The organism is Rubrimonas sp. (assembly GCF_036788415.1).
In the GTDB taxonomy this organism is placed as follows: Bacteria; Pseudomonadota; Alphaproteobacteria; order Rhodobacterales; family Rhodobacteraceae; genus Rubrimonas.
Map to the genome: position 1 here is coordinate 1 of NZ_DAIQNN010000020.1, position 26,752 is coordinate 26,752.

The window sequence follows — 26,752 nt, forward strand, 5'->3', positions numbered from 1 at the left end:
AACCACCGACACGCGGATTTTCAATCCGCTGCTCTACCAACTGAGCTACCCGGGCCGCGCCAGCGACGCCCGGATCGACTAGCGTCCTTGAGCGGGCTTGTCCAGAACCCTCGCAAGCCCCTCTGCGCACAAAGGACTTGCCGAGTTCCGAACTGGCGCGGCGAACGCCCCGGCCCGGCGACATGTGAAAGGGGCAACTCGGACGGCGACGCCGCCTGCGACTCGGCCCGCCCCTCGCGCAAGAGTTCTTTAGCCCTCGCGCGCAAAGACCTATCCTGCCCTGACAACCCCCGGGAGGCGCTCATGGACGTCGCGGTGTTCAGCACGCAGGTCTACGACCAGCAGACTTTCGAAGCGGCCAATCCCCGCTTCGGCCACAGCCTGACCTTCTTCGAATCGCGCCTCAGCCGGGAGACGCGCGAGCTCGCCAACGGCTTTCCCGCCATCTGCGCCTTCGTCAACGACGTGCTGGACCGCGAGGTCCTGACCGCGCTGCGCGACGGCGGCGCGCGGATGATCGCGCTGCGCTGCGCGGGCTTCAACAATCTCGACCTCGAGGCGGCGCGCGAGCTCGGCATCGCCGTCTCGCGCGTGCCGGCCTATTCGCCGTTCGCCGTGGCCGAGCACACGGTCGGTCTGATCCTCGCGCTCAACCGCCGCATCCACCGCGCCTACAACCGCGTGCGCGAGAGCAATTTCGCGCTCAACGGGCTGATGGGCTTTGATCTGCGCGGGCGCACGGCCGGCATCGTCGGCACGGGGCGGATCGGGCGGCAGGTGGCGCAGGCGCTCAAAGGCTTTGACATGGAGCTGCTCGGCTACGACGTGTTCGAGAACCCCGACTGCGTCGCGATGGGGATGCGCTACGTCCCGCTCGACGAGCTGCTCGCGCAGTCCGACGTGATCTCGCTGCACTGTCCGCTGACGCCCGACACGCACCACATGATCAATCCGCGCAGCGTGGCGCTGATGAAGCCGGGCGCGATGCTCATCAACACCGGGCGCGGCGCTCTGGTCGACGCGCAGGCGGCCATCGACGGGCTGAAATCCGGGCGGATCGGCCATCTCGGCCTCGACGTCTACGAGCAGGAGGAGAACCTGTTCTTCCACGACCATTCGAACGAAGTGCTGCAGGACGACGCCTTCGGGCGGCTGCTGACCTTCCCCAACGTGCTCGTGACCGGGCATCAGGCCTTCTTCACCCGCGAGGCGCTCGACGAGATCGCCGAGACGACGCTGGACAGCGTGGCGCAGTTCGAGGCGGGCGGCGCCGCGGCGCTGCCGGAGGCGCGGCGGGTGGTGGTCTGACCCGTCTCGGCCTGGCCCGTCAGCCGCGCCCTGCCGCCGGCCGCTTCTTGCGGGGCGGCTTCGACGGCGGCGCAGGGGCGTCCTCGTCGCGCCGGCCGAGCATCGTCCAGGCGATCCCCGAGACCAGAGCGATCACGGCGAGCGGCACGGCGACGACGGTGAAGCGGCGCAGTTCCGCATCCGCATGTTCGACCAGCGGCCCCGACATCGCCTGGCGCTGGCGGTCCATGCTGTTGCGGCGCACCGCCTCGGGGTCGGCGTAATACTCCCAGCCGCCCGCCTTGTCCGGCCGCAGCTCGGAGCTTTCGACATGGACGGCGAGCAGCCGCGCCGCCGCGTCGGGTCGGAACAGGATCGCGGCGACGAGGACGCCGAAGATCGCCGCGAGGAAGAAGCCCGCCGAAAGCGCGCGAAAGTTCATGGCCGGGCTCCGTCCGTCTGCGCGCCGATCCTCGGGCGCGGAGGTTGACGAAACGACAAGAGGCGCCCTCAGCGCGCCAGCCGCACCAGCTTGTCGCGCCCCGAGGCGCCGCGTTCGATGCTCAGCGCCGATTTCGGCGCGCCGAACGCGCGCGCGAGCAACTTCAGCACGGCGGCGTTCGCCGCGCCCTCCGCCGGCGGGGCGGTGACGCGCACGCGCAGGAGCGGCGCGCCCTCGGGCGTGCGATCCAGCGCCACGGCGTCGGCGGAGGCGCCGGGGATCACGCGAATCGCGATCAGTCCCCCTGCGTCCCGCGCGGCGCGCCCAAGCGCCGCGATCTCAGGGTCGATCGAAGGGCGCAAGGCCGCGAATGTCCTCGTTGTCGATGATCCCGCCCTCGATCACCGCGACTGCGACGATCCAGCATACCGCCGCGGCGATGGTCGCCCACAGCATCTTGCGCCCCATCATCGGGTTTTCGGGCGCGCCGGCGGGCGTGCCCGGCGCGATCTCGCCGGCCTCGTCCTGACTGCGCACGCCGATGGGGAGCACGATGAACAGCGAGACGAACCACAGCACCGCATAGAGCACGATGCCGGAGGTGACCGACATCAGGCCTGCTCCAGCTCCACCAGCGTGCCGTTGAAATCCTTGGGGTGGAGGAACAGCACCGGCTTGCCATGCGCGCCGATCTTGGGGTCGCCGTCGCCGAGCACGCGCGCGCCCTGAGCCTTCAGATGGTCGCGGGCTGCGAGGATGTCGTCGACCTCGTAGCAGACATGATGGATTCCGCCCGACGGGTTCTTGGCGAGGAAGGCCGCGATGGGGCTGGCCTCGCCGAGCGGTTCGAGCAGTTCGATCTTGGTGTTGGGCAGCTCGATGAACACCACCGTCACGCCATGCGCGGGCTGCGCCTGCGGGGCCGTGACGGTCGCGCCGAGCGCGTCGCGATAGGTGGCGATGCCGGCCTGAAGGTCGGGGACGGCGATGGCGACGTGATTGAGGCGTCCGATCATGGGCGGGTCTCCTGCATCGGGCGGCGAACCCTTAACGCCTAGCTCGGACGCGTCGGGCGGGCAAGCGCGCCGGCGACGCGGGGTCAGGCGGGCAGGGTGGCGGGATCGGGCGCGCCGCGCTCGCGCCGCCGGGTCTGCAGCAGGTCGAGCGCGCGGGTCGAGATCGCCGAGGACAGCAGGATCACCGCGATCGCGCCCCCGAAGAACAGCTCGGCATGCGCGGCCGCCTCCGGCTGCGGCGAGAAGGCGCGGTAGGTCTCGGTCAGCAGCAGCACCAGCGCCAGCGGGAAGGCGCAGACGAGATCGCGGAACAGCACGAACTCGACCGCGACGCGGCGGTCGTTGGCGGAACCTTCGCGGAAAAAGGCGATGAACAGGTCGAGCAAGAAATAGGCGAAGATCGGGATGGCGGAAATCCAGTAGGAGTTGCGGAAAAAGAAGCTCAGCACCTCGCGGCCCTGCTCGGGCGTATTGAGCAGCGAATAGTCCTGCACGATGGTCTTCACCACCATCATCACCAGAACGACGATGGAGGTGAGTACGATGAGGAAGTTCGCGTTCTGGATGTCGGCGTTGCGGTCGAGGTCGATGGCGTGCGGAATTTCGCGGTTGGCGTAGATCAGCAGGATCAGCGACACGATCTTGCAGGCCGACACCATGTCCACCAGCCCCGGCGTCGCCACGAACAGAAAGACCGCGCCGATCGCTGCGCCATAGGCGACGAGAAGCCCCAGAATATAGAGCGTCACCCGCCAGAGCGCGGGGATCAGCAGGGCCGAGATCGGCATCGCGCGCCTCACGCCATTGGCGCCGGACGCGCCTCCGTTCCTCGGAAATAGACACGGCGCCGCAGGGCGGAAAGGGGGCGCGGAGGGCTTTACCCACGGGCTGCGGCGCCGCAGCATCAAGCTGGGGCTTTGGGAGCGCTTCGATGATCGAAGATTGGGTGTCGCTGCTGCTGCGCTGGGCGCACATCGTCGCCGGGATCGGCTGGATCGGCTCGTCCTTCTATTTCATGTGGCTCGACAGTTCGCTGAAACGCGCCGAGGGCATGCCGGCGGGCGTGAAGGGCGAGAACTGGTCGGTGCATGGCGGCGGCTTCTACCACATCCAGAAATACGCCGTGGCGCCGGAGCGGATGCCCGCCGATCTGCACTGGTTCAAATGGGAGAGTTACAGCACCTGGCTGACCGGCTTCGCGTTGCTGGCGGTGGTCTATTACTGGGGCGCCGAGAGCTACATGATCGACCGCTCGGTGGCCGACATCACGCAGGCGCAGGCGATCCTGATCTCGCTGGTGTCGCTGGCGGCGGGGTGGCTGGTCTACGACCGGCTGTGCAAGTCCGCGCTCGCCGACCGGCCCGTTCTGGTCTTCGCGCTGCTGTTCGCCTTCATCTGCTTCGCGGCCTGGGCGTGGGGGCAGGTGTTCTCGGCGCGGGCGGCGTTCCTGCATGTCGGCGCGATGACCGGCACGATCATGACCGGCAACGTGTTTCTCGTGATCATCCCCAATCAGCGCATCGTGGTCGCCGATCTCAAGGCCGGCCGCACGCCCGACGCGAAATACGGGCGGATCGCCAAGCTGCGCTCGACGCACAACAACTATCTCACCTTGCCCGTTCTGTTCATGATGATCTCCAACCACTACCCGATGACCTTTGGGCATGAGTGGAACGTGGTCATCGTCGCGGTGGTTCTGCTCCTGGGCGTCGTGATCCGGCACTGGTTCAACCTGCACGAGGCGGGCGCGCACGGGCCGAAGATCTGGTGGCAATGGCCGGTCGCGGGCGCGCTGACCGCCTTCATGATGGCCTTCAGCGCGTGGAAGCCGAACGCGGTGGAGGTCGCCGATCCGGTCTTCACCCCCGAGGCGCTGGCGATCGCGACGGTGCATTGCGCCTCCTGCCACGCCGATGTTCCGAGCGACGACAGTTTCGACGATGCGCCCGCCGGCGTGATGCTGCACACCGCGTCGCTGCTGAAGTCCCACGCGTCCCGCGTTCTCGCGCAGGCGGTGCTGACGAACGCGATGCCGATGGGCAACGACACTGGCATGACCGAGGAGGAGCGCGCGCGGCTCGGCGCGTGGATCCGCGCCGGGATGCCGGACGAATGAGCACGCTGCTGATCCGCAACGCCGATCTCGTCGTGACGATGGACGAGGACCGGCGCGAAATCCCCGATGGCGGGCTCTTCGCGCGCGACGGCGTTCTGGTCGCCGTCGAGCCGACCGCCGATCTGCCGCGCATGGCCGACCATGTGATCGACGCGTCGGGCTGCGTGGTGACGCCGGGGCTGATCAACACGCATCATCATCTGTTCCAGACCCTCACCCGCGCTGTTCCCGGCGCGCAGGACGCGGCGCTGTTCGGCTGGCTGCGCGCGCTCTATCCGATCTGGTCGAAGATGGGGCCGGAGGAGATCCGCATCTCCGCGCTGGTCGGGCTGGCGGAGCTGGCGCTGTCGGGCTGCTCGACGGCGGCGGACCATCTCTACCTGTTCCCCAACGGCGCGCGGCTCGACGACGAGATCGACGCAGCGGCGCAGCTCGGCGTGCGGCTGCACGCCAATCGCGGCGCCATGTCGATCGGCGAGAGCGCGGGCGGCCTGCCGCCCGACAGTCTCGTGGAGGACGAGGCGGCGATCCTGAAGGACTGCCTGCGCGTCATCGAGGACTTCCACGACCCCGAACCCGGCGCGATGGCGCGGGTGGGCGTGGCGCCGTGCTCGCCCTTCTCGGTCTCCGAGGGGCTGATGCGCGACGCCGCCGCCCTCGCCCGCGACAAGGGCGTGCGGCTGCACACCCATCTCGCCGAGAACGACGAGGACGTGGCCTTCTCGCTTGAGCGCTTCGGCCTGCGCCCCGGCGACTGGGCCGAGTCGCTCGGCTGGACCGGGCCCGACGTGTGGCACGCCCATTGCGTGAAGCTCGACCCGTCCGAGATCGCGCTGTTCGCGCGCAGCGGCACGGCGGTGGCCCATTGCCCCTGCTCAAACATGCGGCTCGGCTCCGGGATCGCGCCGATCCGCGCGATGCGCGACGCGGGCGTGACGGTGGGGCTGGGGGTGGACGGTTCGGCCTCCAACGACGGCGGGAACCTGCTGGCGGAGGCGCGCGCGGCGATGCTGCTTCAGCGGGTGGCGGGCGGGGCCAGCGCGATGGCCGCGCGCGAGGCGCTGGAGATCGCGACGCTGGGCGGGGCCAAGGCGTTGGGACGCGATGATCTGGGCGCGCTCGCGCATGGGAAACGGGCCGACGCCGCCATCTACGATCTGCGGGGCGTCGAGACGGCCGGGGCGTGGGACGCGGTCGCCGCGCTGATGCTCTGCGGGCCGCTGCGCGCGCGCGATCTGGTGGTGGAGGGGCGCGTCGTGGTCGCGGAAGGCCGGATCGCGACGCTCGACCTGCCGATGGCGCTGGAGCGGCATCGCCGCCTCGCGCGGCGACTGGCGGGGTGAAGGACGCCGCGAAGGCCCCTTGCCCAACCGCCCCGCGCGGCGCCAAATCGCGCCATGACCGACTCCGCTCCTTATCCCCGCGACCTCGCAGGCTACGCCGGCGACCCGCCGCATGCGCGCTGGCCCAACGGCGCGCGCATCGCCCTGCAATTCGTCCTGAACGTCGAGGAGGGCGGCGAGAACTGCGTCCTGCACGGCGATCCGGCGTCGGAGGCGTTCCTGTCGGAGATCGTCGGCGCGCAGCCCTGGCCGGGTCTGCGCCACATGAACATGGAGTCGATCTACGAATACGGCCCGCGCGCTGGCGTGTGGCGCGTGCTCGACCTGTTCCGCGACCGCGGCGCGCCGCTCACGCTGTTCACGGTCGCCACCGCCGCCGCGCGGACCCCCCACATCGTCGAGCGCGCGCTCAAGGACGGCTGCGAGATCGCCTGCCACGGCCTGAAATGGATCGAGCATCGCGACATGCCCGAGGCCGAGGAGCGCGCGCAGATCGAGGAGGCGGTGGAGATCCTGACCCGTCTCTGCGGCGCGCCGCCGCGTGGCTGGTACACGGGCCGCATCTCGTCCAACACCCGCCGTCTGGTCGCCGAGCATGGCGGCTTTCTCTACGACGCCGACGACTATTCGGACGATCTGCCCTTCTGGAGCCGGATCATCCCCGGCGGCCATCTCGTCGTGCCCTACACGCTCGACGCCAACGACATGCGCTTCGCGACGCCGCAGGGCTTCAATTCGGGCGAGCAGTTCGAGGCCTATCTGCGCGACAGCTTCGACTGCCTCTACGCCGAGGGCGCGACGAAGCCGAAGATGATGTCGGTCGGCCTGCATGCGCGGCTGATCGGGCGGCCGGGGCGGTTCATGGCGCTCAAGCGCTTCCTCGACTACGCGCTCGGCCATGACCATGTGTGGGTGGCGCGGCGGATCGACATCGCGGAGCACTGGCGCGCGACCCATCCCTGGCCGGGCGCCTCGGCGTGATCTTCCGCGATCCGCCGCCGAGCGCGCTCGACCGCGAGGGGTTTCTGGCGCGCTACGGCTGGGTCTACGAGCATTCGCCCTGGATCGCGGAGGTCCTGTGGGACGCCGGGCGGCTGTCCGACGATCCGGACGCGCTCGCGCAGGCGATGGCCGAGATCGTGGAGGCGGCGGACCCGGCGGCCCAGCTTGCGCTGTTGCGCGCCCATCCCGACCTCGCGGGGCGGCTGGCGCTGGCGGGCGATCTGACCGAGGCGTCGCGCGCCGAGCAGGCCGGCGCCGGACTCGACCGCTGCTCGGCGGAGGAACTGGCCGAGTTCCAGCATCTGAACGGCGCCTATGTGGCGAAGTTCGGCTTCCCCTTCATCGTCGCGGTGGCGGGGCTCGACCGGGCCGCGATCCTCGACGCGTTCCGCCGCCGGCTCGGCCAGAGCCCCGAGGCCGAGTTCGCCGAAGCGCGCGCGCAAGTTCACCGGATCGCCCGGCTGCGCCTGCGCGCGCTGGCGCGGGAGACGCCATGACGCCCGTGGCGCTGCGCCCCGAGCCCCTCACGGCGGAGGCGTTCGCGCCCTTCGGCGCCGTGATCGAGGCGACGGGGCCGGCGCGCAGCATCAATTCGGGCTTCACCGACCGCTTCCACGCGCTGGCCTTCGCCGATCCCGGCCCCGAGGGCGCTGCGATTCTATCGATCTTCCGGGGCCGCCGCCGCCCGCCGCTTCTGGGGATGCTCGAACGCCACCCGCTGGCGAGCCAGGCCTTCGTCCCGCTCTCGCCCGAGCCCTGGCTGCTCGCCGTCGCGCCGGCAGGTCTTGAACATCCGACGGCCCGCGACGTTCGGCTGTTCGCAGCCCGCGGCGATCAAGGCGCGCAGTATGCGCGCGGCGTCTGGCATCACCCGCTGCTCGTGCTGGCCGAGACGCAGGATTTCCTGGTGGTCGACCGCGAGGGGCAGGGCGGCAATCTCGACGAGATCGCGCTCAACCCGCCCGCGCTGGCGGCGCTCTGACGCTCCTTTGACGCCGCCCGTGCAGCGTCGAGTTCGGGCGGCGAGCTTCGTCCCTGTCCCTCGCGCGGCGCTTGCGTCGCGCGTCGCCGTCCGTCGCGCCGCCTCTCCGGGGCGCATCACTCGCCGGGCCGCGCCGCTTGCGCGCGCCCGGCCTTTTTCGCCGCGCGAGCATGCGCGGCGCGCCCCCGCGCGGTCGCGCTGACGTTTCTCTGACGCTCGCTCGGTTAACACGCTGCGGACAGGACGAAGCCGGAGCGCTCGATGACCCCCCACCGCTATCCCAGCAGTCTGCCCGAAAGCCTGCGCACCGACGCGCGCGACGCGGCGCTGCCGAGGCAGCCCCCGCCGGGCTTTCGCAACATGTTCCACGAGCACCACGCCGACGAGGCGGACCGCTGGCGCGGCGAGGGAAGCGCGCACGACACCGAGATCATGCTCGCAGCCCTCGCCGAGCGGATGATGGCGCGCCCGCCAGCGCGCCGCACCGCCCCGTTTCCCGCCGGCTACACCTATCTCGCGCAGTTCATGGCGCACGATCTGCAATTCTCGACCGACGAGCGCATCTATCCGCCCGCCGCGGTCCCGCATGTCGCGCTGCGCAAGCGGCGGCTGACGCTCGAGACGATCTACGGCGAAGGCCCCGAGCGCGATCCGCAGTTCTACGGCGCGGGCGACGACGCGCTGGCCCCCTATCGGCTGCGCTTCGGGCGATTCGGCCCCGGCGTCGCGCCCGGTCAGCGCACGCTCGCCCGCTCGGCGCATTGCACGTCGGTGTCCGGCGCCCCCGAAGCCCCACTCTGCGCCGCCGATGCGCGCAACGACGAGAACCCGGTCGTCGCCCAGGTCGCGGGGCTCTTCATCCGGCTGCACAATGTCGCGCTCCGCCGCCTCGACCGCTATGGCGACCCCGCCGAGCGCTTCGCCGCGGCCCGCCGCGTCGCGCAGGCCGCGTTCCGCTGCGTCGTGTTCGACGATCTGCTCCCGCGTCTGCTGCGCCCGGACGTGCGTCTCGCCTATGAGCGCGGGCGCCGGCGCGATCTGCCGGCGGCGAGGACCGACGACGTCGCCGTCGAGTTCAGCCACGCCGTCAGCCGCGCCGGTCATGCGCTGGTCCGCCCCGACTACGCCGTCTCGCCGACGGTGAATTCGGGCCATGCGATCAATGTGCGGGAGATGATCCGCCATACCTCGAGGCGCGACCCCGAGGCCTTCGCGCAGGGGCGCGCCTGGGCGGTGGACTGGTCGCTGTTCTTCGGCGCGCGCGCGCAGCCCGCGGAGCCCTTCGCGCCGCATGTCAACCCGTTCCTCGCCGAGGCGCCGGGGCTGCTGGCGGACGCGCTCCGCCCGGCCCGCCGGGCGCATCTGCCGCTGCGCGATCTGGCGCGCGGCATGGATGCGGGCCCCTTGCGCGTCGAAGCGCTGGCCGAGCACGTGCGCGCCGATTTCGCCGGCGTCCCCGGACTGCACCGCTGGCTCGCCTTCGACGCCTCGCATCGCGGCTCCGCGGTGCTGGAGGTGCTGGGGGAGGACCGCGCGCTCAAGCCCTGGCGCGCGAGCCTGTGCGCCGAGCCGCCGCTCTATCTGTTCGCGTTGATCGAGGCCGCGGCGCCCGAGGATCAGGGAGGCGGCGCCGGGCTGCGCTTCGGCGCGCTCGGCTCCATCGTCACCGCCGAGCCGCTCTACGCCGCGCGCGACGCCAGCCGCGAGAGCGTCGAGGACCATCCCGATCTGAAGGTCGACGCCGCGACCGTGTTCGGCCCGGCCGGCGCGCCCGCCGGGATGGCCGATCTGATCGAGGCTCTGATTCCCGCCCGACTCGCCGCATCCTGACGAACCCCGAATCCAAGGCCGGAGACGCGACCATGCCCCTTCAGATGAACGTCATCGCCCATCAACTCGTCGGCGGCTATCTGAGCCGGCTGACCCTTTCGGGCGCCCGCCCCGCAACGGTCGCGCAAATGATGGCGGATCTCGCGGAATTCGCAAACGACGCGCTCGGCGTCGAGGCCATGCAGGCGCGCTACGACCCCGCCACCCGCAGCTGGCGCATCCCCGGCGTGCTGGAGCTGATCGACGTCGACGAGACCGCGACGGCGAGCTTTCACGAGAGCACGCCGCAGAATCTGGCGATCCGCCTGCCCGATCGCGACTTGCTCGCCGAGAACCGCAATCTCGCAGTGGCCTATGACGCGGGGCGCGTCCGGGGCGGGTTCTCGCTGAGCCCCTTCTATCGCGACTATGCGCAGAGCGGCCCCTACGAGCTCAGCAACAGCGATTTTCTCGACAGCCGGATCGCCGACTACGTCTTCGCGACCTGCCGCTGAGGCGCGTCGGCGCGATCCGCCGCGCTTCCCGGCGGCGTCCGCGCGCCCTATAACCGGAGCATGGACAGCACGGACATCCTCGTCGTCGGCGGAGGCCTCGCAGGCCTCGCCGCAGCAGCCCGCCTCGCCTCGGACGGGGCGCGCGTCATCGTCGCGGACAAGGCGGCGCCGCCCCCGGTCGACGTCGCGCAGGACGGCGCCGACCTGCGCACCACCGCCTTTCTGCAACCCGCCATCGACACGCTGCGCAAGGCCGGCGCGTGGGAAGGCATGGCCGAGGGCGCCGAGGCGCTGTGGACCATGCGCATCCTCGACGCGGGCGGCCGCGTGAATGCGGTGCGCGAGCGCGCCGAATTCGATTCGGGCGAGATGGGCGAGCGGCCTTTCGGCTTCAATGTGCGCAATACCGACGCAAGGCGGGCGCTGGAGGCGCCGTTGCGCGACCTCGGCGTGGAGGTGCGCGCCCCGGCGGGCCTCGAACGGCTGACGCTGCGCGACGACTGCGCCTTCGCGCTGTTGGGCGACGGATCGACCGTGCGCGCGCAACTCGTCATCGGCGCGGACGGGCGGGATTCGGGGGTGCGCGACGCGGCGGGCATCGCCGCACGGCGCTGGCGCTACGGGCAGAAGGCGCTGGTCTTCGCCGTGCGCCATCCGCGCCCGCATGGCGGCGCGTCGACGGAGATACACCGCTCGGGCGGGCCGTTCACGCTGGTGCCTATGCCCGACGCCGACGGCTGGCACATGTCGTCGGTGGTGTGGCTCGAGCGGGCGGCGGAGGCCGACCGGCTGGCGGCGCTGCCCGCGGAGGCGTTCGAGGATGCGCTCAACGCGCGGTCGCTCGATCTGCTGGGGCGGCTCGAAGTGGTGGGGCGCAAGGCGCTCTATCCGATCATCTGCCAGATCTCCGACCGGATGGCGGCGCGGCGGGTCGCGCTGATGGCCGAAGCGGTCCATGTGATCTCGCCGATCGGCGCGCAGGGGCTGAACATGTCGCTGGCCGATCTGGAGGATTTGGCCGGGCGGATCGCAGCGGCGCGCGCTCAGGGGCGCGACATCGGCGGGCGGGACGTGCTGTCGGGATATCAGCGGCGGCGCTGGCCGGAGACCGCGGCGCGGGTGGCGGGCGTCGACGCGCTCAACCGCGCGGCGCTGGCCGAGGCGCAGCCGCTGCGCGATCTGCGGCGTCTGGGGCTCGCGGCGGTCGGGCGGCTCGCTCCGCTGCGGCGCACGGCGATGCGGATCGGGATGGGGATGCGCTGAGGCGCGCTACTGGGCTGCGGCAGGCTCCGCGCTCTCTCGGGCGAGCAACTCGGGCTGGGGCGAGAAGCGGGCGTGCAGCGGCAGAAGCGCCGCGCCCAGCATCCGCGCGTCCGCCCCGAGCGAGCCCGCGACCACCTCGATGGAATTGAGCCCCGAGAGGTCGAGCGCTTTGAGACGCCGCGCAGTGACGGCTACCATCGCGTCGCGCCAACGCGGGTTGAGCATGCCGTCGATCACGACCCGTCCCGCGTCGATCAGCGCCGCTGCGGCGGCGGCGCATCGAGCGAGCGCTTCAGCGGCGCCCTCGGCCCAGTCGGCGAAGGCGGCGTCCGCTTCGGCGCTCTGAACTTCGCCTGCGATGGACGCGCGGGGGGGGACGCCAGCGCGGGCGAGCGAGGCCTCGAGAAACACCAGCGAGGCGTCGTGGATCAGCTGGCGGGGCCGCCCGTCCGGCCCCGCGCGGTGCGAGGGAACCGACCCGACCGCGCCGGCGTTGCCGCGCGCGCCATGTTGCAGGCGCCCGTCGATCACCACTCCGCCGCCGACGAAGGCGCCGAGATAAATGTAGAGCGCGTCGCCGCGCAGCCGGCCTGCGCCCAGCGCCATCTCGGCGGCGCAGGCGGCGGTCGCGTCGTTGTAGAGCTGCGCCGGCAGGCCGAGCGCGTCCGCCAGCGCCGCCGCCGGGTCGAAGCCCGCCCAGTCGGCCAATGCGTCGGAGGCGAGACCGAGCTCGGCGGCCCACAGGTGCACATGGCCGGGCGCGGCCACTCCCAGACCGACGACGCGCCCCCGCTCCCTTGCGGGCAGGGCGGCGAGGGCGGCGGACGCGCCCTCCACCGCGCGCGCCATCGACGGCCCGAGCAGCGGCGCGTCGTGCGGCGCGCGCCAGATGCTGAGCGGCGCGCCGTTGAAATCGACCAGCGCCGCGTCGACCCCCCGCCGCCCGATCTTGACGCCGACCGCGAAGGCGCCGCGGGGGTTGAGCGCCAGCGGCGTCATCGGCTGGCCGACGCGGCCGCGCACCTTGTCGTTCTCGACCAGCATCCCCTCTGCCAGCAGGCCGCGCGAGATCACCGCCGCCGCCTGCGCGCTGAGGCCGGTGGCGCGCGCCAGTTCGGCCTTGGACAGCGGCCCGCGCTGGCGGATCGCGTCGAGGATCAGCCGTTCGTTATAGGCGCGCAGGGCGCTCGCATCTCCGCCGCGAAAGGACATTCCGCTGGTTCCGAATCGGGCGCAACCCGTTGCGCGTGAACAGGATGATGCGGCGCCCCTTTAAACAAGGCAATGTGATTTATTAATTGACGAATCGCCTCTGCGCGGCGTATCGCAGGGCAGTGGCGGGACAATCGCCGCCAGAAAAACGCATCTTGGGGAGAACGCCATGTCCACTCGCACCGCCTTGCGCGCCACGACCATCCTCGCCGCCGCCCTCGTCGCGGGCGGGCTGAGCGCCGGCCCGACAGCCGCGCAGGAGATCGTCGGACTGATCACGAAGACCAACACCAACCCCTTCTTCGTGAAGATGCGCGAGGGCGCGGAGGCCAAGGCCAAGGAGCTCGGGATGGAGTTCCGCTCCTTCGCCGGGAAGTACGACGGCGACACCGAAGCGCAGATCGAGGCCATCGAAAGCCTTCAGGCCGCCGGCGCCAAGGGCATTCTGATCACCCCCTCCGATCCCGCCGCGCTCGCCGACACGGTGCGCCGCGCCCGCGAGGCCGGCCTGCTGGTGATCGCGCTCGACACGCCCTTCGACCCGATCGACGCCGCCGACGCCACTTTCGCCACCGACAACCGGCTGGCGGGCGAGCTGATCGGCAAATGGGCCGCCGCCACCATGGGCGACACGGCCTCGGCCAAGATCGCGACGCTCGATCTGTCGGATGCGCAGATCACCGTGGACGTGCTGCGCAATCAGGGTTTCCTCGCGGGCTTCGGCGTCGACGTGAACGACCCCAACAAGATGTACGACGAGACCGACCCGCGCTTCGTGGGCGGCGACACAACGCTCGGCGCCGAGGAGGGCGGCCGGACCGCGATGGAGAACCTGCTCCAGAAGGACGCCGGCATCAACGTCGTGCACACGATCAACGAGCCCGCCGCCGCCGGAGCCTATGAGGCGCTGAAGGCGTTCGGGCTGTCGGACAAGGTGCTGGTCGTCTCGGTCGACGGCGGCTGCCCCGGCGTGCGCAACGTGGCGGAGGGCATCATCGGCGCCACCTCGATGCAGTTCCCGCTGCTGATGGCCTCGATGGGCGTCGAGGCGGTGAAGAAATACGCCGAGACCGGCGAGAAGCCCGCGAACACGCCCGGCCTCGACTTCTTCAACACCGGCGTCGAGCTTGTGACGGACCGTCCGGTGGAGGGCGTCCCCTCGATCACCTCCGAGGAAGCGCTCAAGAAGTGCTGGGGGTGAGGCGCGCCCGGAAAACCGTCCGGTGGACGGTTTTCAGCGCCGAACGCCCGTAGGGCCGCAGGCGGCGTCGCATCCGACGCCGAGCGTCGCGCAAACCTGAAGAGGCGAGGGAGGCGGCGCGCATCGCCTCCCCGGCAGCCGGCGCGCCATGGCGGCGCGACGGACGGAGGAGACGCGTCCATGTCAGAGCCGACGAGCCCGGGCCCCACTGCGCGCCCGATGCAGGAATTCGAGGCGGCCATCGACCGCTCGCAGACCGACGTCGCGGTGTTCGACGAGCCCAAGGGCGGGCCGTTGCGGGCCTTCCAGGGGTTCCTGCACGACAACCCGACCGCAGCGCCCGCGCTGGTGCTGCTGCTGAGCTGCGCCGTCTTCGGCGCGATCGCGCCGAATTTCTTCTCGGCGTTCAACCTGTCGCTGATCATCCAGCAGGTGACGGTGATCGGCATTCTCGGCGCGGCGCAGACGCTGGTGATCCTGACCGCCGGCATCGACCTGTCGGTCGCGGCGATCATGGTCCTGAGCTACATGACGATGGCGCGGCTCGCGGTGGAGGGGGGCGTGCCCTCCCCGCTCGCGATCCTGATCGGGCTGGCGGTGGGCGCGGCCTGCGGGCTGCTCAACGGCTCGCTGGCGACGCGGGCGCGGGTGCTTCCGATCCTCGCCGCCGTGCTCGTCTGGGTGGCGGCGCTGCAATCCGGGCTCGATCTCATCCACGCGGCGCCGCTGGGCATCCTCGCCGGGCTCGGCGTCGGGATCTGGGGCGTGGGGCCGGCGCCGGCGCTGCGGCTGCCGCCCTTCATCGTCACGCTCGGCGCGTGGTCGATCTTCTTCGCGCTGACGCTGTGGTATTCCGAAGCGCAGACCGTGCGCAGTCAGGACATCGACGCCGCCGCGCCGCTGCTGAAGGTCTTCGGGCTGAGGGTCGAGCTGTTCGGCGCGCAGTTCACGCTCGGCTCGTTCCTGATGCTCGGGGTGTTCGTCGCGCTGTGGTACGCGCTCGGCTCCACCGGCTGGGGCCGTTCGGTCTATGCGGTGGGCGACGACAAGGAGGCGGCGGAGCTATCGGGCATCCGCACCGACCGGGTGCTGCTGTCGGTCTACGGCGTCGCGGGGTTCCTGTGCGCGCTCGGCGGCTGGGCGGCCATCGGGCGGGTCGGCTCGGCCTCGCCCCAGAGCTTCTACGAGGGCAATCTCGACGCGATCACCGCGGTGGTGATCGGCGGCACCTCGCTGTTCGGCGGGCGCGGCGCGATCTTCGGCACGCTTATCGGGGCGCTGATCGTGGGCGTGTTCCGCTCGGGGCTGAAGCTCGCGGGGGTCGAGGTGCTGTGGCAGGGCTTCGCCATCGGCCTGCTGATCATCGTCGCGGTGGCCATGGACCAGTGGATCCGGAGGGTCTCGTCATGAGCGCGGATATGAAGCGTCCGGTGGTGCGGGCGCGGGGGCTGGTGAAGCGCTACGGGCGCGTGACCGCCATCGACCACGCCGATTTCGACCTGATGCCAGGCGAGATCCTCGCGGTGATCGGCGACAACGGCGCGGGGAAGTCGACGCTGATCAAGGCGCTGTGCGGGGCGGTGCAGGTGGACGCCGGCTCGATCGAGATCGACGGCGTCGAGACCCGCTTCGCCTCGCCCATCGAGGCGCGCGAGGCCGGGATCGAGACAGTGTATCAGAACCTCGCCCTGAGCCCCGCCCTCTCGATCGCGGACAACATGTTTCTGGGGCGCGAGCTCTACAAGCCCGGGTTTCTCGGGAAATACCTGCGCATGCTCGACAAGAAGCGGATGCGCGCATTCGCCCGCGACAAGCTCACCGAGCTTGGCCTGATGACGGTGCAGAGCATCAATCAGGCCGTCGAGACGCTGTCGGGCGGTCAGCGGCAAGGCGTGGCGGTGGCGCGCGCCGCCGCCTTCGCAACCAAATTCATCATCATGGACGAGCCGACCGCGGCGCTCGGCGTCAAGGAGAGCCGCCGCGTGCTGGAGCTGATCAAGGACGTGCAGGCGCGCGGCCTGCCGATCATCCTGATCAGCCACAACATGCCGCATGTGTTCGAATTGGCCGACCGCATCCACATCCACCGTCTGGGGCGGCGCGCCTGCGTGATCCGCCCGCAGGACCACACCATGTCGGACGCCGTCGCGATCATGACCGGCGCGATGCCGCCGCCGGTGGAGCAGGCGGCGTGAAGCGCTCGCAGATCGAGGCCGCCATCGCCGAGGCGCGGGCGGCCTTCGCGGCGGCGGGCCTGCGCCTGCCGCCTTTCGCCGAGTGGGGGCCGCAGGAGTGGGATGCGGCGGGCGACGCCCCGCTGGTCGCGGCGGGCTGCGGCTGGGACGTGACCGATTACGGCGCGGGCGCTTTCGACCGTCTGGGGCTGACGCTCTTCACCCTGCGCAACGGGCGGCTCGCCGATCTGGAGGCGGGCGGCGGGATGGTCTACGCCGAGAAGGCGCTTTACCTGCGGCCCGGCCAGCTCGCGCCGATGCACCGCCATTTCCGCAAGGTCGAGGACATCATCGTGCGCGGCGACGCGCCGTGCAGGTTCGAGCTGCGCCCCGACGCGGGCGGCGCGCCCGACCGCAACCGCGGCGTCCGGGCGCTGTGCGACGGGGTCTGGCGCGAGACCGGCGACGACGGCGCGCTGGTCCTGCATCCGGGCGAGAGCGTGACGCTCACCCCCGAGATCTGGCACGCCTTCGAGGCCGACGCCGCGACGGTCGTGCTCGCCGAAGTGTCGAGCGTCAACGACGACGTGGCCGACAACCTGTTCGAGACGCCGCTCCCCCGCTTTCCCGCGGTCGAGGAAGACGCGCCCCGCCGGTTCCCCCTCGTCGCCGAGCGGCTGGCGCGATGACCTTCCTCGTCTGCGGCGAGGCGCTCTACGACGTGTTCGTCGGCGCCCCGACTCCGACCGGCTTCGCGCTGGACGCGCGGATCGGCGGGTCGGCCTTCAACGTGGCCGTGGGGATGGCGCGGCTGGGTATGCCGGCGGGGCTGTTCGCAGGCGTCGGGACCGACGCGCTCGGCGACGGGCTCGCGGCGGCGCTGGCGGCGGAGGGCGTCGATCCGGCGCTCCTCCGCCGCAAGGCGCTGCGCACGACGCTGGCGCTGGTCGCGCTCGGGGCCGATGGCGGGGCGCGCTACAGCTTCTACGGCGAGAACGCCGCCGACCGGGCGCTGACCGAAGCCGACCTGCCGCCGCTCGACGGCGTGCGGGCGCTGATGTTCGGCTGCCTGTCGCTGCTGACCGAGCCGACGGGGTCGAGCTATCTGGCTCTGGCGCGGCGCGCCCGGGCGCTGGGGCCCGGGCGCCCGCTGATCACGCTCGACCCCAACATCCGCCCGACCGTCGAGCCCGACATGGATGTCTGGCGCGCGCGCGTCGCCGCCTTCGCCGCCTGCGCCGATCTGGTGAAGCTGAGCGCGGAGGACCTGTCCGCCCTTCATCCCGGCGTCGATCCGGCTGAAGCGGCGCGCGCCTTTCTCGATTCCGGGGTCAAGCTCGTGGCCCTGACGCGCGGGGGGGAGGGCGCGACGATCTGGGGTCGCTTCGGCGAGGTCCGTATGCCCGCCCCTGAGGTGGCGGTGGTCGACACGGTGGGCGCGGGCGACAGTTTCCTCGCGGCGCTGATCGCGGCGCTGGCGGCGGACGGGCGGGCGACGCCGGCGGGGCTGGCGGCGCTGGACGCGCCGCGCGCGCGCGCGGCGCTCGGCTTCGCGGTGCGGGCCGCCGCGCTCACCTGCGCGCGACGGGGCGCCGATCTGCCGCGTCGCGCGGAGGTTGGTGCGGGGGAGGGCGAGGCGTAACCGGCGCCGAACCGCTCGCGTCGCGTCTGCGGTCGCTACTCGAAATCCACCCGGTGGCTCCAGGTCGCGCCGTCGCTCAGCGTCAGGTTGCGGAAGCCCATCAGCTTGAGCATGTCGTAGAATGTCGCGACGTCGGCGACCTGGTTGCGCGTGAAGAACTCGGTCATCCGCGCCGGGGCGGAGAGCTGCGCCATCACCGCGCGCGCCCGGAACAGCGTCCGGAACACCGCGTCGTCGAGGGAGACGACGATCAGCTCCTGCGCCTCCGCGCCCTTGGCCAGAAGCGCGTAGCGCGGCGCGTAGCCGAGCCCGAGTTGCTCGCGGGTGAACTGGGTGACGAAGGCGATCCGCTCCTCGCGCCCCGCCGGCGGCGCCTCGGCGAGGGTGCGGGCGAAGACCTCGGAGGAGGTGATCGGCGGGTAGTAATAGCCTTCCTGCTCGGCGGGCGCGGCGCCCGCCCAGAGCAGCAGCGCCAGCGCCATGAGAATCGCGCGCATCGGCTCTCTCCCGTGCAGAAATCGTCCTAGAACAGGCCCTGAATCAACCCCTGCCCGTCAAGCCCGATCGCCTCGGCGGCGGGGACGCGCGGCAGGCCCGGCATGGTCATGATGTCGCCGCAGATCGCGACGACGAAGCCCGCCCCCGCCGCCAGCCGCACCTCGCGCACCGGCAGGGCGAAGCCGGTCGGCGCGCCGAGCCGGGCGGGGTCGGCGCTGAAGGAGTATTGCGTCTTCGCCATGCAGACCGGCAGGCGGCCATGACCCTGGTCCTCCCACGCCTTCAGCTGATCGCGGATGCGGTTGTCGGCGCTGACGCGGTCGGCCCGGTAGATGCGGCGGGCGACGGTCTCGATCTTGTCCCAGAGCGGCAGGTCGTCGTCATAGAGCGGCGAGAACTGCGCGCCGCCGCCCTCGACCAGCGCGGCGACCTTGCGGGCGAGCGCTTCGGCGCCCTCGGAGCCCTTCGCCCAGTGCTCGCAGACCATCGCCTCGGTCCCGTGGCTGGCGGCGAAGGCGCGCAGCGCGTCGAGCTCGGCGTCGGTGTCGGTGTGGAAGCGGTTGATCGCCACCACCGCCGGCACGCCGAACTGGCGCACGTTCTCGATGTGGCGGCCAAGATTCGCGCAGCCCTGCGTCAGCGCGGCCACGTTCTCCGCGCCCAGATCGGCCTTCGCGACGCCGCCGTTCATCTTGAGCGCGCGCACCGTGGCGACGATCACCGCCGCCGCCGGATGCAGGCCCGCCTTGCGGCACTTGATGTCGAAGAACTTCTCGGCCCCGAGATCGGCGCCGAAACCGGCTTCGGTCACCACGTAGTCGGCCAGCTTCAGCGCCGTGCGGGTGGCGATGACGCTGTTGCAGCCATGGGCGATGTTGGCGAACGGGCCGCCATGGACGAAAGCGGGATTGTTCTCCAGCGTCTGCACGAGGTTGGGCTGCATCGCCTGCGCGAGCAGCACGGTCATCGCGCCGTCGGCCTTCAGGTCGCGCGCGGTGACGGGGCGGCGGTCGCGCGTCTGGCCGATCACGATGTCGCCGAGCCGGCGCTGCAGGTCGGCGAGATCGTCGGAGAGGCAGAGCGCCGCCATCACCTCCGACGCCACGGTGATGTCGAAGCCCGACTCCGCCGGGAAGCCGTTGGCGGCGCCGCCGAGCGAGGTGACCACATGGCGCAGCGCGCGGTCGTTCATGTCCATGACGCGCCGCCACGTCACCCGGCGCGGGTCGATCCCGAGCGCGTTGCCCCAGTGAATATGGTTGTCGATCAGAGCGCTCAGCAGGTTGTGGGCGCTGGTGATCGCGTGGAAGTCGCCGGTGAAGTGGAGGTTGATGTCCTCCATCGGGGCGACCTGCGACCGCCCGCCGCCCGCCGCGCCCCCCTTCATCCCGAAGCAGGGCCCGAGCGAGGGCTCGCGCAGGCAGATCGCCGTGCGCTTGCCGATGCGGTTGAGCGCGTCGCCCAGACCGACCGTAGTCGTCGTCTTGCCTTCGCCTGCGGGGGTGGGGTTGATCGCCGTCACGAGCACCAGCGCGCCGTCGCGGCGGTCGCGCAGCCCGGAGGTGAAGGCCGCCGACAGCTTGGCCTTGTCGCGCCCGAAGGGCGTCAGCGCCTCGGAGGGGACGCCGAGCTTCGCGCCGATCTCCTCGATGGGCGCGAGGCGGGCGGCGCGGGCGATGTCGATGTCGGCGGGTTGGCTCATGAGCGCGGGTCCTTCTGCGGCGGCGGCGTGAGTTACGCAAGCCGGGGGGCGCTTGTCCAACCTGCCGTCCGCGCCCGGAGGACCGGCGCCGGGGCTTAGCCGCCGCGCCGTTCACCAATCGCTCACGCCTGCGCGCTAACGCTGCGGCCTGCGGCGCGCGGGCCGATCCGCGACGCGCCGAGGCTGAGGGGGCCGGCGTCGATGGCGCGACTTGGCGAACAGATCGCGGCCATGCTGACCGCGCGCAACGTCGACACCGCCTTCTGCGCGCCGTCGCCGCGGGCGGCGCCGCTGTGGTCGGGCGCCGAGAAGGCGGGGCTGCGGACCGTGTCGGCGCGCTGCGGCAAAGGCGCGGGCTACATGGCCGAAGGCTACGCGCGCGCGACGGGCCGGACCGCCGCATGCCTGATCGGGGGCGGGGTCGGCGTCGCCGACATCGCCCCGGCGCTGGCGCAGGCGAAGGCGAGCGGGACGCCGATGCTCGTCGTGTCGAGCTGCCCGCCCTCGAGCGGCGCGCCGGTGGGTCTGTCGCGCAACGACGATCTCGACGATCAGGCTGAATTCGCGCGCGCCCTCGCCGTCGACGCCCGCCGCATCGACGTCGCGGAGGAAGCGCCCGACGCGCTAGATGCTGCGCTGGCGGCGCTGGAGGCGGGATATCCAGGGCCTGCGGTGATCGAAATTCCGCACGCGCTGCTCGCCGCCGACGCGCCCCCGCTCGACCATGCGCCTGCGCCGCCGCCGCCGCCGCCCGGTCCGCCGCCGGTGCAGATCGCCGAATTGATCATGCGGCTCTCGTCCGCCAGGCGCCCCGTGCTGATCTTCGGCGCGGAGGCGGCCGGGATGGGGGCGTCTCGCGCCATGGCGCTGGCGGAACTGTTGCGCGCGCCCGCCTTCCTGTCCTCCGACGCGGCGGGTCTGTTGCCGCCGGGCCATCCGCTTCGACTCGGGGGGCCGCTCCACGCCGCGCCTGCGCAGGCGCTGATCGCAGGGGCCGATTGCGTCGTCGCCGTCGGCGTGCGGTTCAGCGCCGGGGAATGGGGGTTCGAGAACGCCGCCGCGCCGCGTTTCGCCGACGACGCGCTGGTCCGGGTCGGGCTCGATCCCAAGCCCCTTTCGCCGCCGCTGCGCACCGCGCAGACCGTGGTCGCCGACGCCGCGTTGACGGCGCAGGCGCTGATCGAGAACGTCGCCCCGCGCGACGGCCCCCATCCCGACCTCGAGGAATTGCGCGAGCGCATCGCCGCCGCCTCGCCGGAGCGGCTGCGCCGCCATCAGCCGACGATCGAGGCGATCTGGGACATCCTGCCGGACGCGATCCTGATCGGCGACAGCTGCGAGCCGGCGCGACAGGCGCTGTTCTCCGCCGCGCCGCCGGCGCCCCGGCGTTGGTGGAGCAGCGCGAGCGCGCTCGGCGCGCAGGGCTACGCGCTGCCGGCGGCGATCGGCGCCAAGATCGGTTCGCGCCGTCCCGTCGTGGCGCTGGCGGGCGACGGCGGGGCGCTGTCGACCATCGGCGAGCTCGCCTCGGCGATCCAGGCCGGCGCGCATGTGGTGATGCTGGTGTGGAACAATTCGGGCAGCGTCGCGCTGCGCGAGGAGATGGCCTCGCGGGGCGCGCCGCTCGGCATGGCGGACCTGCCGCCGATCGACTTCCAGGCGGTCGCGCGCGGCTTCGGGGCGGCCTATGGCCGGGTCCACGGCCTGCCCTATTTCCACGAGGCGATGAAGAAGGCGACCGCTCGCCCCTGCGCCACGCTGCTGGAGATGCGCGAGGAATTCTGGTTCGAGAGCTGAACCGCCCCCCGCCTGGGCGGTTCACCCGCGCGCGTCGATGTGGCCGGCGAGCGTCTCCGCGTCGCGCCACGCCCCCCAGATGAAGGACGAGCCCCGGCAGGTCAGCCAAGGCAGGCCGAGGAAATAGAGCCCGGGGACGTCCGACACGCCGTCGGCATGTCGGGGCCGGCCCTCGGCGTCGAAGACGTCGATCTCGACCCAGCCGAAATCGAGCGCGAAGCCGGTGGCCCAGACGATCGCACCGATGCCCTCCGCCGCGAGGTCGAGCCGCAGGATCGGATCGGCGACGCAGGCGGGGAGCGGGCCGAGCCGGTGCGCCTCGGGCTCGGGGGGCAGGTCGAGCCCGTGGCGCGCGGCGTAGGCGTCGGCCTCGCGCAGCACCGACAGGTAGTTGGCGTCGCCGCGCGCGATGTTGCCGGCCAGATCGGGCGCGATCTCGAGCGCGCCGCCGCGCGCCGCGCCGATCCTGCCCAGCAGCGTCACGCCCTGCTCCGCGAGCCGGCGGAAATCCATCGTCCGTCCGCCATAAGCCCCGCTGACGGCGATGGCGATGTGCTCGGTCCCCGGCGCCGGGGCCTTGGCGTCCCATTTGCCCAGCACGCCGAGCCACCAGCAATAATCGCGCCCGCGATAGCGCCGGGGCGGACGATCATGCGCGCCGACGGACAGGAAGACACGCCGCCCCGCGCGCGCAAGCTCCTCGGCGATCTGCGCGCCGGACGAGCCGCCGCCGACAACCAGCGCCGCGCCTTCGGGCAGCTGGGCGGGGTTGCGGTAGTCGGTCGAATGCATCTGGACGACGCCGGCAAGCTCCGCCGCGCAGGCCGGGATAAGCGGCTTCTGGAACGGCCCCGTCGCCAGCACGACGTTGCGCGCGCGCACCGCCCCATGAGACGTCTCGGCGCGATAGCCCGCGCCGTCCGCGTCGCGGCGGAGCCGCGTCACCTCGACGCCGCAGCGGACCGGCGCGGCGATGCGCTCGGCGAAGGTTTCGAAATAGCGCGCGAGTTCGTCCCTCGACGGGAAGGCGTCGGGGTCGATACCTTCGAAGATCTGGTCGGGGAAGCGGTCGTGCCAGGCCGGGCCGTTGGCCCTGAGCGCGTCCCAGCGCCAGCTGCGCCAGCGCTCGGCGACGCGCCCGCGCTCCAGAACGAGATGGTCGCGCCCGCGCTTGCGCAGATGCGCGCTCATCGCGAGCCCCGCCTGCCCGCCGCCGATCACCAGCGTCTCGACTGTCTCATCGGTCATATGCATCTCAAGTCTCGCCCGGAACGCCGTAAGGCGGCGCGGCCTCGGGGTCGAGGGCGCGCCGCACGTAATCTGCGATCTGCGGGCGATAGACCTCCCAGGCGGCGCGCAGCATCGCCACTGGGGCGTCGGCCCAGTCGATCCGCAGATCGACGATCGGCCAGGAGAGCCGGTCGGCGACCGTCAGCCCCGCCGAGCGCACCGGCCCCGCCTCGCCGCCCGCTTCCAGTCCCGCTTCGAGCGCCGCCATGAGCCGCTCGGCCAGCGCCCCCTCGGACGCCTCGAAGGCGGCGATCATCGCCGCGGGCACGCCCGGATCGGCGAGAAGGTTGCCCGCCGCCGCGCAGCCGTCTCCCCGCGCCTCCGCCCAGAGGCCGAGCGCGCGCGCCCCGGTTCGGAGGGCGACGCCGCCCTTCCGGTCGACCGCCAGAAGCTGGCGATGCGCCGCATGCGCGCGGCCCTCCAGCAGCTCCGCCAGCGCCGCCTCCGCCGTGCGCCCCGCCGCCATCAGGTCGAGCGCGAGGGGCCCCAGTTCGGGATCGGTGACGTTCTGGCTCGCCGCCGCGCCGACGCCCGCCCGAACATGCGCGCAGCGCGCGGCGACCGCCGGCGAGGAGGACGCGACGGCGACGCCGACTTGCCCGCTGCGCGCGCAGCGACCGACAAGCGAGAAGGTCATCGCCGCTCAGTCCGGGATGACGGCGGCGCCGTCGATCTCGACCAGCCATTCCGGGCGGGCGAGCGCCGTGACCACGACGCCGGTCGACACCGGATGCACGCCGCGGATGTATTCGCCCATCGTGCGATAGACCGCCTCGCGATGGCGCACGTCGGTGAGATAGACCACCACCTTGCACAGATGCTCCATCGAGCCGCCGCACTCCTCGAGCAGCTGGCGGATGTTGCGCATGACCTGATGCGTCTGCTCCACCGGATCGCAACTGTCGATGCTGCGCGCGGTGTCGAGGTCTTGCGGGCACTGGCCGCGCAGGAACACCATCCGCCCGCGGGCGACCACCGCCTGACAGAGGTCGTTGTCGAGATTCTGCTCGGGATAGGTGTCGCGGGTGTTGAACTTGCGGTGGCGGATATGGGCCAAGGCGGGGTCCTCCGGAATTACGGCGCGCGGGGCCGCGCGCAGCCCCTCGGGCGATCAGCGTCGCAAGCGGCGGTCGCTCTGTCGAGCCTCCCGCGCAACGCTTGCGCCGGGCGGTGGGTTGGGCCAACAGGGCGGGCGCGTTCCCGAACCGCCGCAGCCGGAAACAAGGCCCGCCCGCATGTCCCTGCCCCCCAGCCTCGCCGCGAGCCTGTGCGACCGCCGCGCCGACCCCGACGCGCCGCCGCCCTGTCCCGCCCGCTTCAACCTCGCCAGGCACACGCTCTGGGCCGGCCAGCCCGAGGACAAGGTCGCGCTGACGCTGGCGGGGCCGGACGGCGCGGCGCTCGGCCAATGGCGCTACGGCGATCTGCGTGCGCAGGTCGGCGCCATCTCCGGGGGGCTGCGCGCGGCGGGCCTCGCGCCGGGCGAACGGGTGATGTTGCGGTTGCGCGACGGGCCGGACTTCCCGCTGATGTTTCTCGGCGTCATCGCCGCCGGCGGCGTCGCCGCGCCGGTCTCGGCGCAGCTGACCGACCGCGAGGCGGCCTATGTCGCGCGCGATCTGGACGCCCGCTTCGTCTGCGTCGGCGAGGGGATGGCCTTCGAGACCGACGCGCCCCGGCTCGACCCCGCCGAACTCATGCGCGCCGACCCTGTCGCCCCCGCGGACACCGCGCGCGACGACCCCGCCTTCATCGTCTACACATCAGGCTCCTCCGGAAAGCCCAAGGGCGTGCTGCACGCCCAGCGCGCCGCCTGGGCGCGGCGGATGATGTGGCGCGGCTGGTACGGGCTCGGCCCCGACGACGTGATGCTGCACGCGGGCGCCTTCAACTGGACCTACACGCTGGGCGCGGGGCTGCTCGACCCCTGGGCCGCCGGCGCCGCCACCATCGTCAGCGGCGGCGCGCGCACGCCGGAGATGTGGCCCGTCCTCGCCGGCGCGACGCGGCCCACGCTGTTCGCCGCAACCCCAGGCGTCTATCGCCAGATCCTCAAATATGGAGGCGCGCTGCGGGAGGGCTTCGCCAGCCTGCGCCACGCGCTGTCGGCGGGCGAGACGCTGGCAGACCGGCTGCGCGAGGGCTGGGAGCGCGAGACCGGCAAGCCGGTGCTCGAGGCGCTCGGGATGAGCGAAGTCTCGACCTATGTCAGCGCGAGCCCCGACGCGCCGGCCCGGCCCGGTTTCGTCGGACGCCCGCAGCCCGGGCGCTGCGTCGCGGTGCTGCGGACGGGGACCGACGCGCCGGCGCCCATCGGCGAGACCGGAGAGCTTGCGGTGCGGCGCGACGATCCGGGGCTGATGCTGCGCTACTGGCGCGCCGACGCGGAGACCGAAGCCGCCTTTCGCGGCGACTGGTTCCTCACCGGCGATCTGGCGGAGATGGACGCGGACGGCGCTGTCGGCTGGCGCGGGCGGGCCGACGACATGATCAACGCGGGCGGGCATCGCGTCGCGCCGCAGGAAGTCGAGGCGGCGCTCTCGGCGCATCCGAAGGTCGTCGAAGCGGCCGCCGTCGCGCTGCCCATCGACGCGACGCTGAGCATTCTGGCGGCCTTCGTGGTCGCGCCGGGCGCGGAGGTCGCCGAGCTGGAGGCGTGGTGCGCCGAGCGGCTGGCGCGCTACAAGCGCCCGCGCAGCATCGCGCTGGTCGAGTCGTTGCCGCGCACCGCCACCGGCAAGCTGGCCCGGCGCGACCTGATCGCCGCGCACGCGCCGCAACCGCGGACGTAACGCAGGCGCTCCGTCTGGCGAATTGCGCGTGTCGGCCCTATTCTCGATTGGCGCGCAGTGGGAGATCGTCGCGATGCAGATGGACAGCGTTCTGACCGCCTTCCGCAATCTGTGCGATACGCCGGTCGGCTGGATCATGCTGGCCCTAGTGACGCTCAAGACAGTCCATTCCATCGTCATGTTCATCCGCTGCCCGATGCTGCATGGCGCGCCCTACATCGCGCCGGAGCGGGCGCGCGCCCTGCTCGACAGCCCGACTTTCCACCGCCCCCGGTTCCTCGGGACGATGCTCGCGGGGATCGCGCTGGCGGTCGGCGGGCTCTATTCGGTGCAGGCGCCCGAGATCGGCCATTTCGCCATCGCCGCCATCGTGCTCGGCGTGTTCCTGATGCTGGTCGAGCCGTCGCAGCTGTCCATCGAGGAGAACGGCCTGCGCGTCGCGGCCGTCGGGCCAGTCGAGGGCGAGGCGCGCGAACTGGCGGTCGACCGCCTGCGCGCGGCGCATCTGGAGCGGCTGACGATGGAGACGCTGTTCGCCATCGGGCTGGGGATCGTCGTCGCGATCTATTGAGCCGCGCCGCCGGCGCCAAATGCGCACAGCGCCGACCCCTTAGCATCCGACGACGACCCGGCGTTTGACATCCGTCAAAGGCCGCGCGGCAAAACCGC

26 protein-coding genes and 1 pseudogene are annotated in these 26,752 nt (G+C 72.0%); 16 read left to right on the forward strand and 11 right to left on the reverse strand.

Annotation, left to right across the window (positions count from 1 at the left end; genetic code table 11):
- Window positions 1-303 precede the first annotated feature (303 nt).
- Window positions 304-1,308: a 2-hydroxyacid dehydrogenase gene (locus V7Q31_RS07210; protein WP_333833018.1), complete on the forward strand. Its 1,005-nt coding sequence runs from the start codon at window positions 304-306 to the stop codon at window positions 1,306-1,308.
- 19 nt (window positions 1,309-1,327) lie between these two features.
- Here the strand turns inward: V7Q31_RS07210 and V7Q31_RS07215 are convergent, their stop codons facing one another.
- The 5 genes from V7Q31_RS07215 to V7Q31_RS07235 all read right to left on the reverse strand — a co-directional run bounded on the left by V7Q31_RS07215 (window position 1,328) and on the right by V7Q31_RS07235 (window position 3,533).
- Window positions 1,328-1,729, reverse strand: coding sequence for a hypothetical protein (locus tag V7Q31_RS07215; protein WP_333833019.1), 402 nt, complete (start codon window positions 1,727-1,729; stop codon window positions 1,328-1,330).
- 68 nt (window positions 1,730-1,797) lie between these two features.
- The gene (locus V7Q31_RS07220; protein WP_333833020.1) at window positions 1,798-2,091 is read right to left on the reverse strand and encodes a DUF167 domain-containing protein; all 294 of its coding nucleotides are present in this window, start codon (window positions 2,089-2,091) and stop codon (window positions 1,798-1,800) included.
- Window positions 2,069-2,341: a DUF1467 family protein gene (locus tag V7Q31_RS07225; RefSeq protein WP_333833021.1), complete on the reverse strand. Its 273-nt coding sequence runs from the start codon at window positions 2,339-2,341 to the stop codon at window positions 2,069-2,071. The genes V7Q31_RS07220 and V7Q31_RS07225 overlap by 23 nt, the downstream gene beginning before the upstream one ends.
- The gene (gene mce / locus V7Q31_RS07230; RefSeq protein ID WP_333833022.1) at window positions 2,341-2,745 is read right to left on the reverse strand and encodes a methylmalonyl-CoA epimerase; all 405 of its coding nucleotides are present in this window, start codon (window positions 2,743-2,745) and stop codon (window positions 2,341-2,343) included. The genes V7Q31_RS07225 and mce overlap by 1 nt, the downstream gene beginning before the upstream one ends.
- An 83-nt stretch (window positions 2,746-2,828) precedes the next feature.
- Window positions 2,829-3,533, reverse strand: a complete 705-nt coding sequence (locus V7Q31_RS07235; RefSeq protein WP_333833023.1) for a hypothetical protein — start codon at window positions 3,531-3,533, stop codon at window positions 2,829-2,831.
- A 143-nt stretch (window positions 3,534-3,676) separates the two neighbouring features.
- Between V7Q31_RS07235 and V7Q31_RS07240 the strand changes: the two genes are divergently transcribed.
- The 7 genes and pseudogenes from V7Q31_RS07240 (at window position 3,677) to V7Q31_RS07270 (ending at window position 11,775) form a co-directional block, all read left to right on the forward strand.
- A complete protein-coding gene (locus V7Q31_RS07240) occupies window positions 3,677-4,861 on the forward strand; it encodes a urate hydroxylase PuuD (protein ID WP_333833024.1) in 1,185 nt (394 codons plus the stop codon).
- On the forward strand, window positions 4,858-6,204 hold the full coding sequence (locus tag V7Q31_RS07245) for an 8-oxoguanine deaminase (protein ID WP_333833025.1): 1,347 nt from the start codon (window positions 4,858-4,860) through the stop codon (window positions 6,202-6,204). Before V7Q31_RS07240 ends, V7Q31_RS07245 begins: the two co-directional genes overlap by 4 nt.
- A 54-nt stretch (window positions 6,205-6,258) precedes the next feature.
- Window positions 6,259-7,703 (forward strand): annotated as a pseudogene (gene puuE / locus V7Q31_RS07250) (allantoinase PuuE).
- Window positions 7,700-8,188, forward strand: a complete 489-nt coding sequence (locus V7Q31_RS07255) for an ureidoglycolate lyase (protein WP_333833026.1) — start codon at window positions 7,700-7,702, stop codon at window positions 8,186-8,188. Before puuE ends, V7Q31_RS07255 begins: the two are co-directional and overlap by 4 nt.
- Before the next feature lie 261 nt (window positions 8,189-8,449).
- A complete protein-coding gene (locus tag V7Q31_RS07260; protein WP_333833027.1) occupies window positions 8,450-10,018 on the forward strand; it encodes a peroxidase family protein in 1,569 nt (522 codons plus the stop codon).
- Window positions 10,019-10,050: 32 nt separating this feature from the next.
- Entirely contained in the window at window positions 10,051-10,512 is a 462-nt protein-coding gene (locus V7Q31_RS07265) for a hypothetical protein (RefSeq protein WP_333833028.1), read from the forward strand.
- Window positions 10,513-10,572: 60 nt separating this feature from the next.
- The gene (locus V7Q31_RS07270; RefSeq protein WP_333833029.1) at window positions 10,573-11,775 is read left to right on the forward strand and encodes an FAD-dependent oxidoreductase; all 1,203 of its coding nucleotides are present in this window, start codon (window positions 10,573-10,575) and stop codon (window positions 11,773-11,775) included.
- Between the two features lie 6 nt (window positions 11,776-11,781).
- On the opposite strand, the gene V7Q31_RS07275 is transcribed toward V7Q31_RS07270, so the two are convergent.
- A complete protein-coding gene (locus tag V7Q31_RS07275) occupies window positions 11,782-12,987 on the reverse strand; it encodes an ROK family transcriptional regulator (RefSeq protein WP_333833030.1) in 1,206 nt (401 codons plus the stop codon).
- A gap of 169 nt (window positions 12,988-13,156) precedes the next feature.
- Between V7Q31_RS07275 and V7Q31_RS07280 the strand changes: the two genes are divergently transcribed.
- The 5 genes from V7Q31_RS07280 (at window position 13,157) to V7Q31_RS07300 (ending at window position 18,004) form a co-directional block, all read left to right on the forward strand.
- Window positions 13,157-14,188, forward strand: a complete 1,032-nt coding sequence (locus tag V7Q31_RS07280) for a sugar ABC transporter substrate-binding protein (RefSeq protein ID WP_333833031.1) — start codon at window positions 13,157-13,159, stop codon at window positions 14,186-14,188.
- A 180-nt stretch (window positions 14,189-14,368) separates the two neighbouring features.
- Window positions 14,369-15,598 carry an ABC transporter permease gene (locus tag V7Q31_RS07285; protein WP_333833032.1) on the forward strand — a complete coding sequence of 410 codons (1,230 nt, stop codon included), beginning with the start codon at window positions 14,369-14,371 and terminating at the stop codon, window positions 15,596-15,598.
- The gene (locus V7Q31_RS07290) at window positions 15,595-16,383 is read left to right on the forward strand and encodes an ATP-binding cassette domain-containing protein (protein WP_333833033.1); all 789 of its coding nucleotides are present in this window, start codon (window positions 15,595-15,597) and stop codon (window positions 16,381-16,383) included. The genes V7Q31_RS07285 and V7Q31_RS07290 overlap by 4 nt, the downstream gene beginning before the upstream one ends.
- Entirely contained in the window at window positions 16,380-17,051 is a 672-nt protein-coding gene (locus V7Q31_RS07295) for a D-lyxose/D-mannose family sugar isomerase (protein ID WP_333833034.1), read from the forward strand. The genes V7Q31_RS07290 and V7Q31_RS07295 overlap by 4 nt, the downstream gene beginning before the upstream one ends.
- Window positions 17,048-18,004, forward strand: a complete 957-nt coding sequence (locus V7Q31_RS07300) for a PfkB family carbohydrate kinase (RefSeq protein WP_333833035.1) — start codon at window positions 17,048-17,050, stop codon at window positions 18,002-18,004. Before V7Q31_RS07295 ends, V7Q31_RS07300 begins: the two co-directional genes overlap by 4 nt.
- 35 nt (window positions 18,005-18,039) lie before the next feature.
- Here V7Q31_RS07300 and V7Q31_RS07305 read toward each other — a convergent pair whose 3' ends face one another.
- Entirely contained in the window at window positions 18,040-18,501 is a 462-nt protein-coding gene (locus V7Q31_RS07305; RefSeq protein ID WP_333833036.1) for a hypothetical protein, read from the reverse strand.
- 26 nt (window positions 18,502-18,527) lie between these two features.
- Window positions 18,528-20,204 (reverse strand): formate--tetrahydrofolate ligase, encoded by a 1,677-nt coding sequence (locus V7Q31_RS07310; RefSeq protein ID WP_333833037.1) that lies wholly within the window; start codon window positions 20,202-20,204, stop codon window positions 18,528-18,530.
- Between the two features lie 201 nt (window positions 20,205-20,405).
- Between V7Q31_RS07310 and V7Q31_RS07315 the strand changes: the two genes are divergently transcribed.
- Complete coding sequence (locus tag V7Q31_RS07315) at window positions 20,406-22,001, forward strand: thiamine pyrophosphate-dependent enzyme (protein WP_333833038.1); 1,596 nt, start codon at window positions 20,406-20,408, stop codon at window positions 21,999-22,001.
- A 21-nt stretch (window positions 22,002-22,022) separates the two neighbouring features.
- Here the strand turns inward: V7Q31_RS07315 and V7Q31_RS07320 are convergent, their stop codons facing one another.
- From V7Q31_RS07320 to V7Q31_RS07330, 3 genes are read right to left on the reverse strand one after another with little or no spacing between them, the layout of a single operon-like run.
- Window positions 22,023-23,249 carry a flavin-containing monooxygenase gene (locus V7Q31_RS07320; protein WP_333833039.1) on the reverse strand — a complete coding sequence of 409 codons (1,227 nt, stop codon included), beginning with the start codon at window positions 23,247-23,249 and terminating at the stop codon, window positions 22,023-22,025.
- Between the two features lie 7 nt (window positions 23,250-23,256).
- Window positions 23,257-23,928 carry a DUF1028 domain-containing protein gene (locus V7Q31_RS07325; protein ID WP_333833040.1) on the reverse strand — a complete coding sequence of 224 codons (672 nt, stop codon included), beginning with the start codon at window positions 23,926-23,928 and terminating at the stop codon, window positions 23,257-23,259.
- Between the two features lie 6 nt (window positions 23,929-23,934).
- On the reverse strand, window positions 23,935-24,348 hold the full coding sequence (locus V7Q31_RS07330; protein ID WP_333833041.1) for a RidA family protein: 414 nt from the start codon (window positions 24,346-24,348) through the stop codon (window positions 23,935-23,937).
- 178 nt (window positions 24,349-24,526) lie between these two features.
- On the opposite strand from V7Q31_RS07330, the gene V7Q31_RS07335 reads away from it, so the two are divergent.
- Together V7Q31_RS07335 and V7Q31_RS07340 are read left to right on the forward strand one after the other, a co-directional pair.
- Window positions 24,527-26,083 (forward strand): class I adenylate-forming enzyme family protein, encoded by a 1,557-nt coding sequence (locus V7Q31_RS07335; RefSeq protein ID WP_333833042.1) that lies wholly within the window; start codon window positions 24,527-24,529, stop codon window positions 26,081-26,083.
- A gap of 28 nt (window positions 26,084-26,111) precedes the next feature.
- Window positions 26,112-26,654, forward strand: a complete 543-nt coding sequence (locus tag V7Q31_RS07340) for a hypothetical protein (RefSeq protein ID WP_333833043.1) — start codon at window positions 26,112-26,114, stop codon at window positions 26,652-26,654.
- The last annotated feature ends 98 nt before the right edge of the window (window positions 26,655-26,752 follow it).

What these genes read in the sequence shown, in the direction of transcription:
- V7Q31_RS07300 (WP_333833035.1), top strand. Translation starts at nt 17,048, where the DNA reads ATGACCTTCCTCGTCTGCGGCGAGGCGCTCTACGACGTGTTCGTCGGC.
- V7Q31_RS07225 (WP_333833021.1), bottom strand. Translation starts at nt 2,341, where the DNA reads ATGTCGGTCACCTCCGGCATCGTGCTCTATGCGGTGCTGTGGTTCGTC.
- mce (WP_333833022.1), bottom strand. Translation starts at nt 2,745, where the DNA reads ATGATCGGACGCCTCAATCACGTCGCCATCGCCGTCCCCGACCTTCAG.
- V7Q31_RS07265 (WP_333833028.1), top strand. Translation starts at nt 10,051, where the DNA reads ATGCCCCTTCAGATGAACGTCATCGCCCATCAACTCGTCGGCGGCTAT.
- V7Q31_RS07280 (WP_333833031.1), top strand. Translation starts at nt 13,157, where the DNA reads ATGTCCACTCGCACCGCCTTGCGCGCCACGACCATCCTCGCCGCCGCC.
- V7Q31_RS07245 (WP_333833025.1), top strand. Translation starts at nt 4,858, where the DNA reads ATGAGCACGCTGCTGATCCGCAACGCCGATCTCGTCGTGACGATGGAC.
- V7Q31_RS07320 (WP_333833039.1), bottom strand. Translation starts at nt 23,249, where the DNA reads ATGACCGATGAGACAGTCGAGACGCTGGTGATCGGCGGCGGGCAGGCG.
- V7Q31_RS07260 (WP_333833027.1), top strand. Translation starts at nt 8,450, where the DNA reads ATGACCCCCCACCGCTATCCCAGCAGTCTGCCCGAAAGCCTGCGCACC.
- V7Q31_RS07305 (WP_333833036.1), bottom strand. Translation starts at nt 18,501, where the DNA reads ATGCGCGCGATTCTCATGGCGCTGGCGCTGCTGCTCTGGGCGGGCGCC.
- V7Q31_RS07235 (WP_333833023.1), bottom strand. Translation starts at nt 3,533, where the DNA reads ATGCCGATCTCGGCCCTGCTGATCCCCGCGCTCTGGCGGGTGACGCTC.
- V7Q31_RS07285 (WP_333833032.1), top strand. Translation starts at nt 14,369, where the DNA reads ATGTCAGAGCCGACGAGCCCGGGCCCCACTGCGCGCCCGATGCAGGAA.
- V7Q31_RS07210 (WP_333833018.1), top strand. Translation starts at nt 304, where the DNA reads ATGGACGTCGCGGTGTTCAGCACGCAGGTCTACGACCAGCAGACTTTC.
- V7Q31_RS07290 (WP_333833033.1), top strand. Translation starts at nt 15,595, where the DNA reads ATGAGCGCGGATATGAAGCGTCCGGTGGTGCGGGCGCGGGGGCTGGTG.
- V7Q31_RS07270 (WP_333833029.1), top strand. Translation starts at nt 10,573, where the DNA reads ATGGACAGCACGGACATCCTCGTCGTCGGCGGAGGCCTCGCAGGCCTC.
- V7Q31_RS07315 (WP_333833038.1), top strand. Translation starts at nt 20,406, where the DNA reads ATGGCGCGACTTGGCGAACAGATCGCGGCCATGCTGACCGCGCGCAAC.
- V7Q31_RS07215 (WP_333833019.1), bottom strand. Translation starts at nt 1,729, where the DNA reads ATGAACTTTCGCGCGCTTTCGGCGGGCTTCTTCCTCGCGGCGATCTTC.
- V7Q31_RS07310 (WP_333833037.1), bottom strand. Translation starts at nt 20,204, where the DNA reads ATGAGCCAACCCGCCGACATCGACATCGCCCGCGCCGCCCGCCTCGCG.
- V7Q31_RS07240 (WP_333833024.1), top strand. Translation starts at nt 3,677, where the DNA reads ATGATCGAAGATTGGGTGTCGCTGCTGCTGCGCTGGGCGCACATCGTC.
- V7Q31_RS07255 (WP_333833026.1), top strand. Translation starts at nt 7,700, where the DNA reads ATGACGCCCGTGGCGCTGCGCCCCGAGCCCCTCACGGCGGAGGCGTTC.
- V7Q31_RS07325 (WP_333833040.1), bottom strand. Translation starts at nt 23,928, where the DNA reads ATGACCTTCTCGCTTGTCGGTCGCTGCGCGCGCAGCGGGCAAGTCGGC.
- V7Q31_RS07335 (WP_333833042.1), top strand. Translation starts at nt 24,527, where the DNA reads ATGTCCCTGCCCCCCAGCCTCGCCGCGAGCCTGTGCGACCGCCGCGCC.
- V7Q31_RS07275 (WP_333833030.1), bottom strand. Translation starts at nt 12,987, where the DNA reads ATGTCCTTTCGCGGCGGAGATGCGAGCGCCCTGCGCGCCTATAACGAA.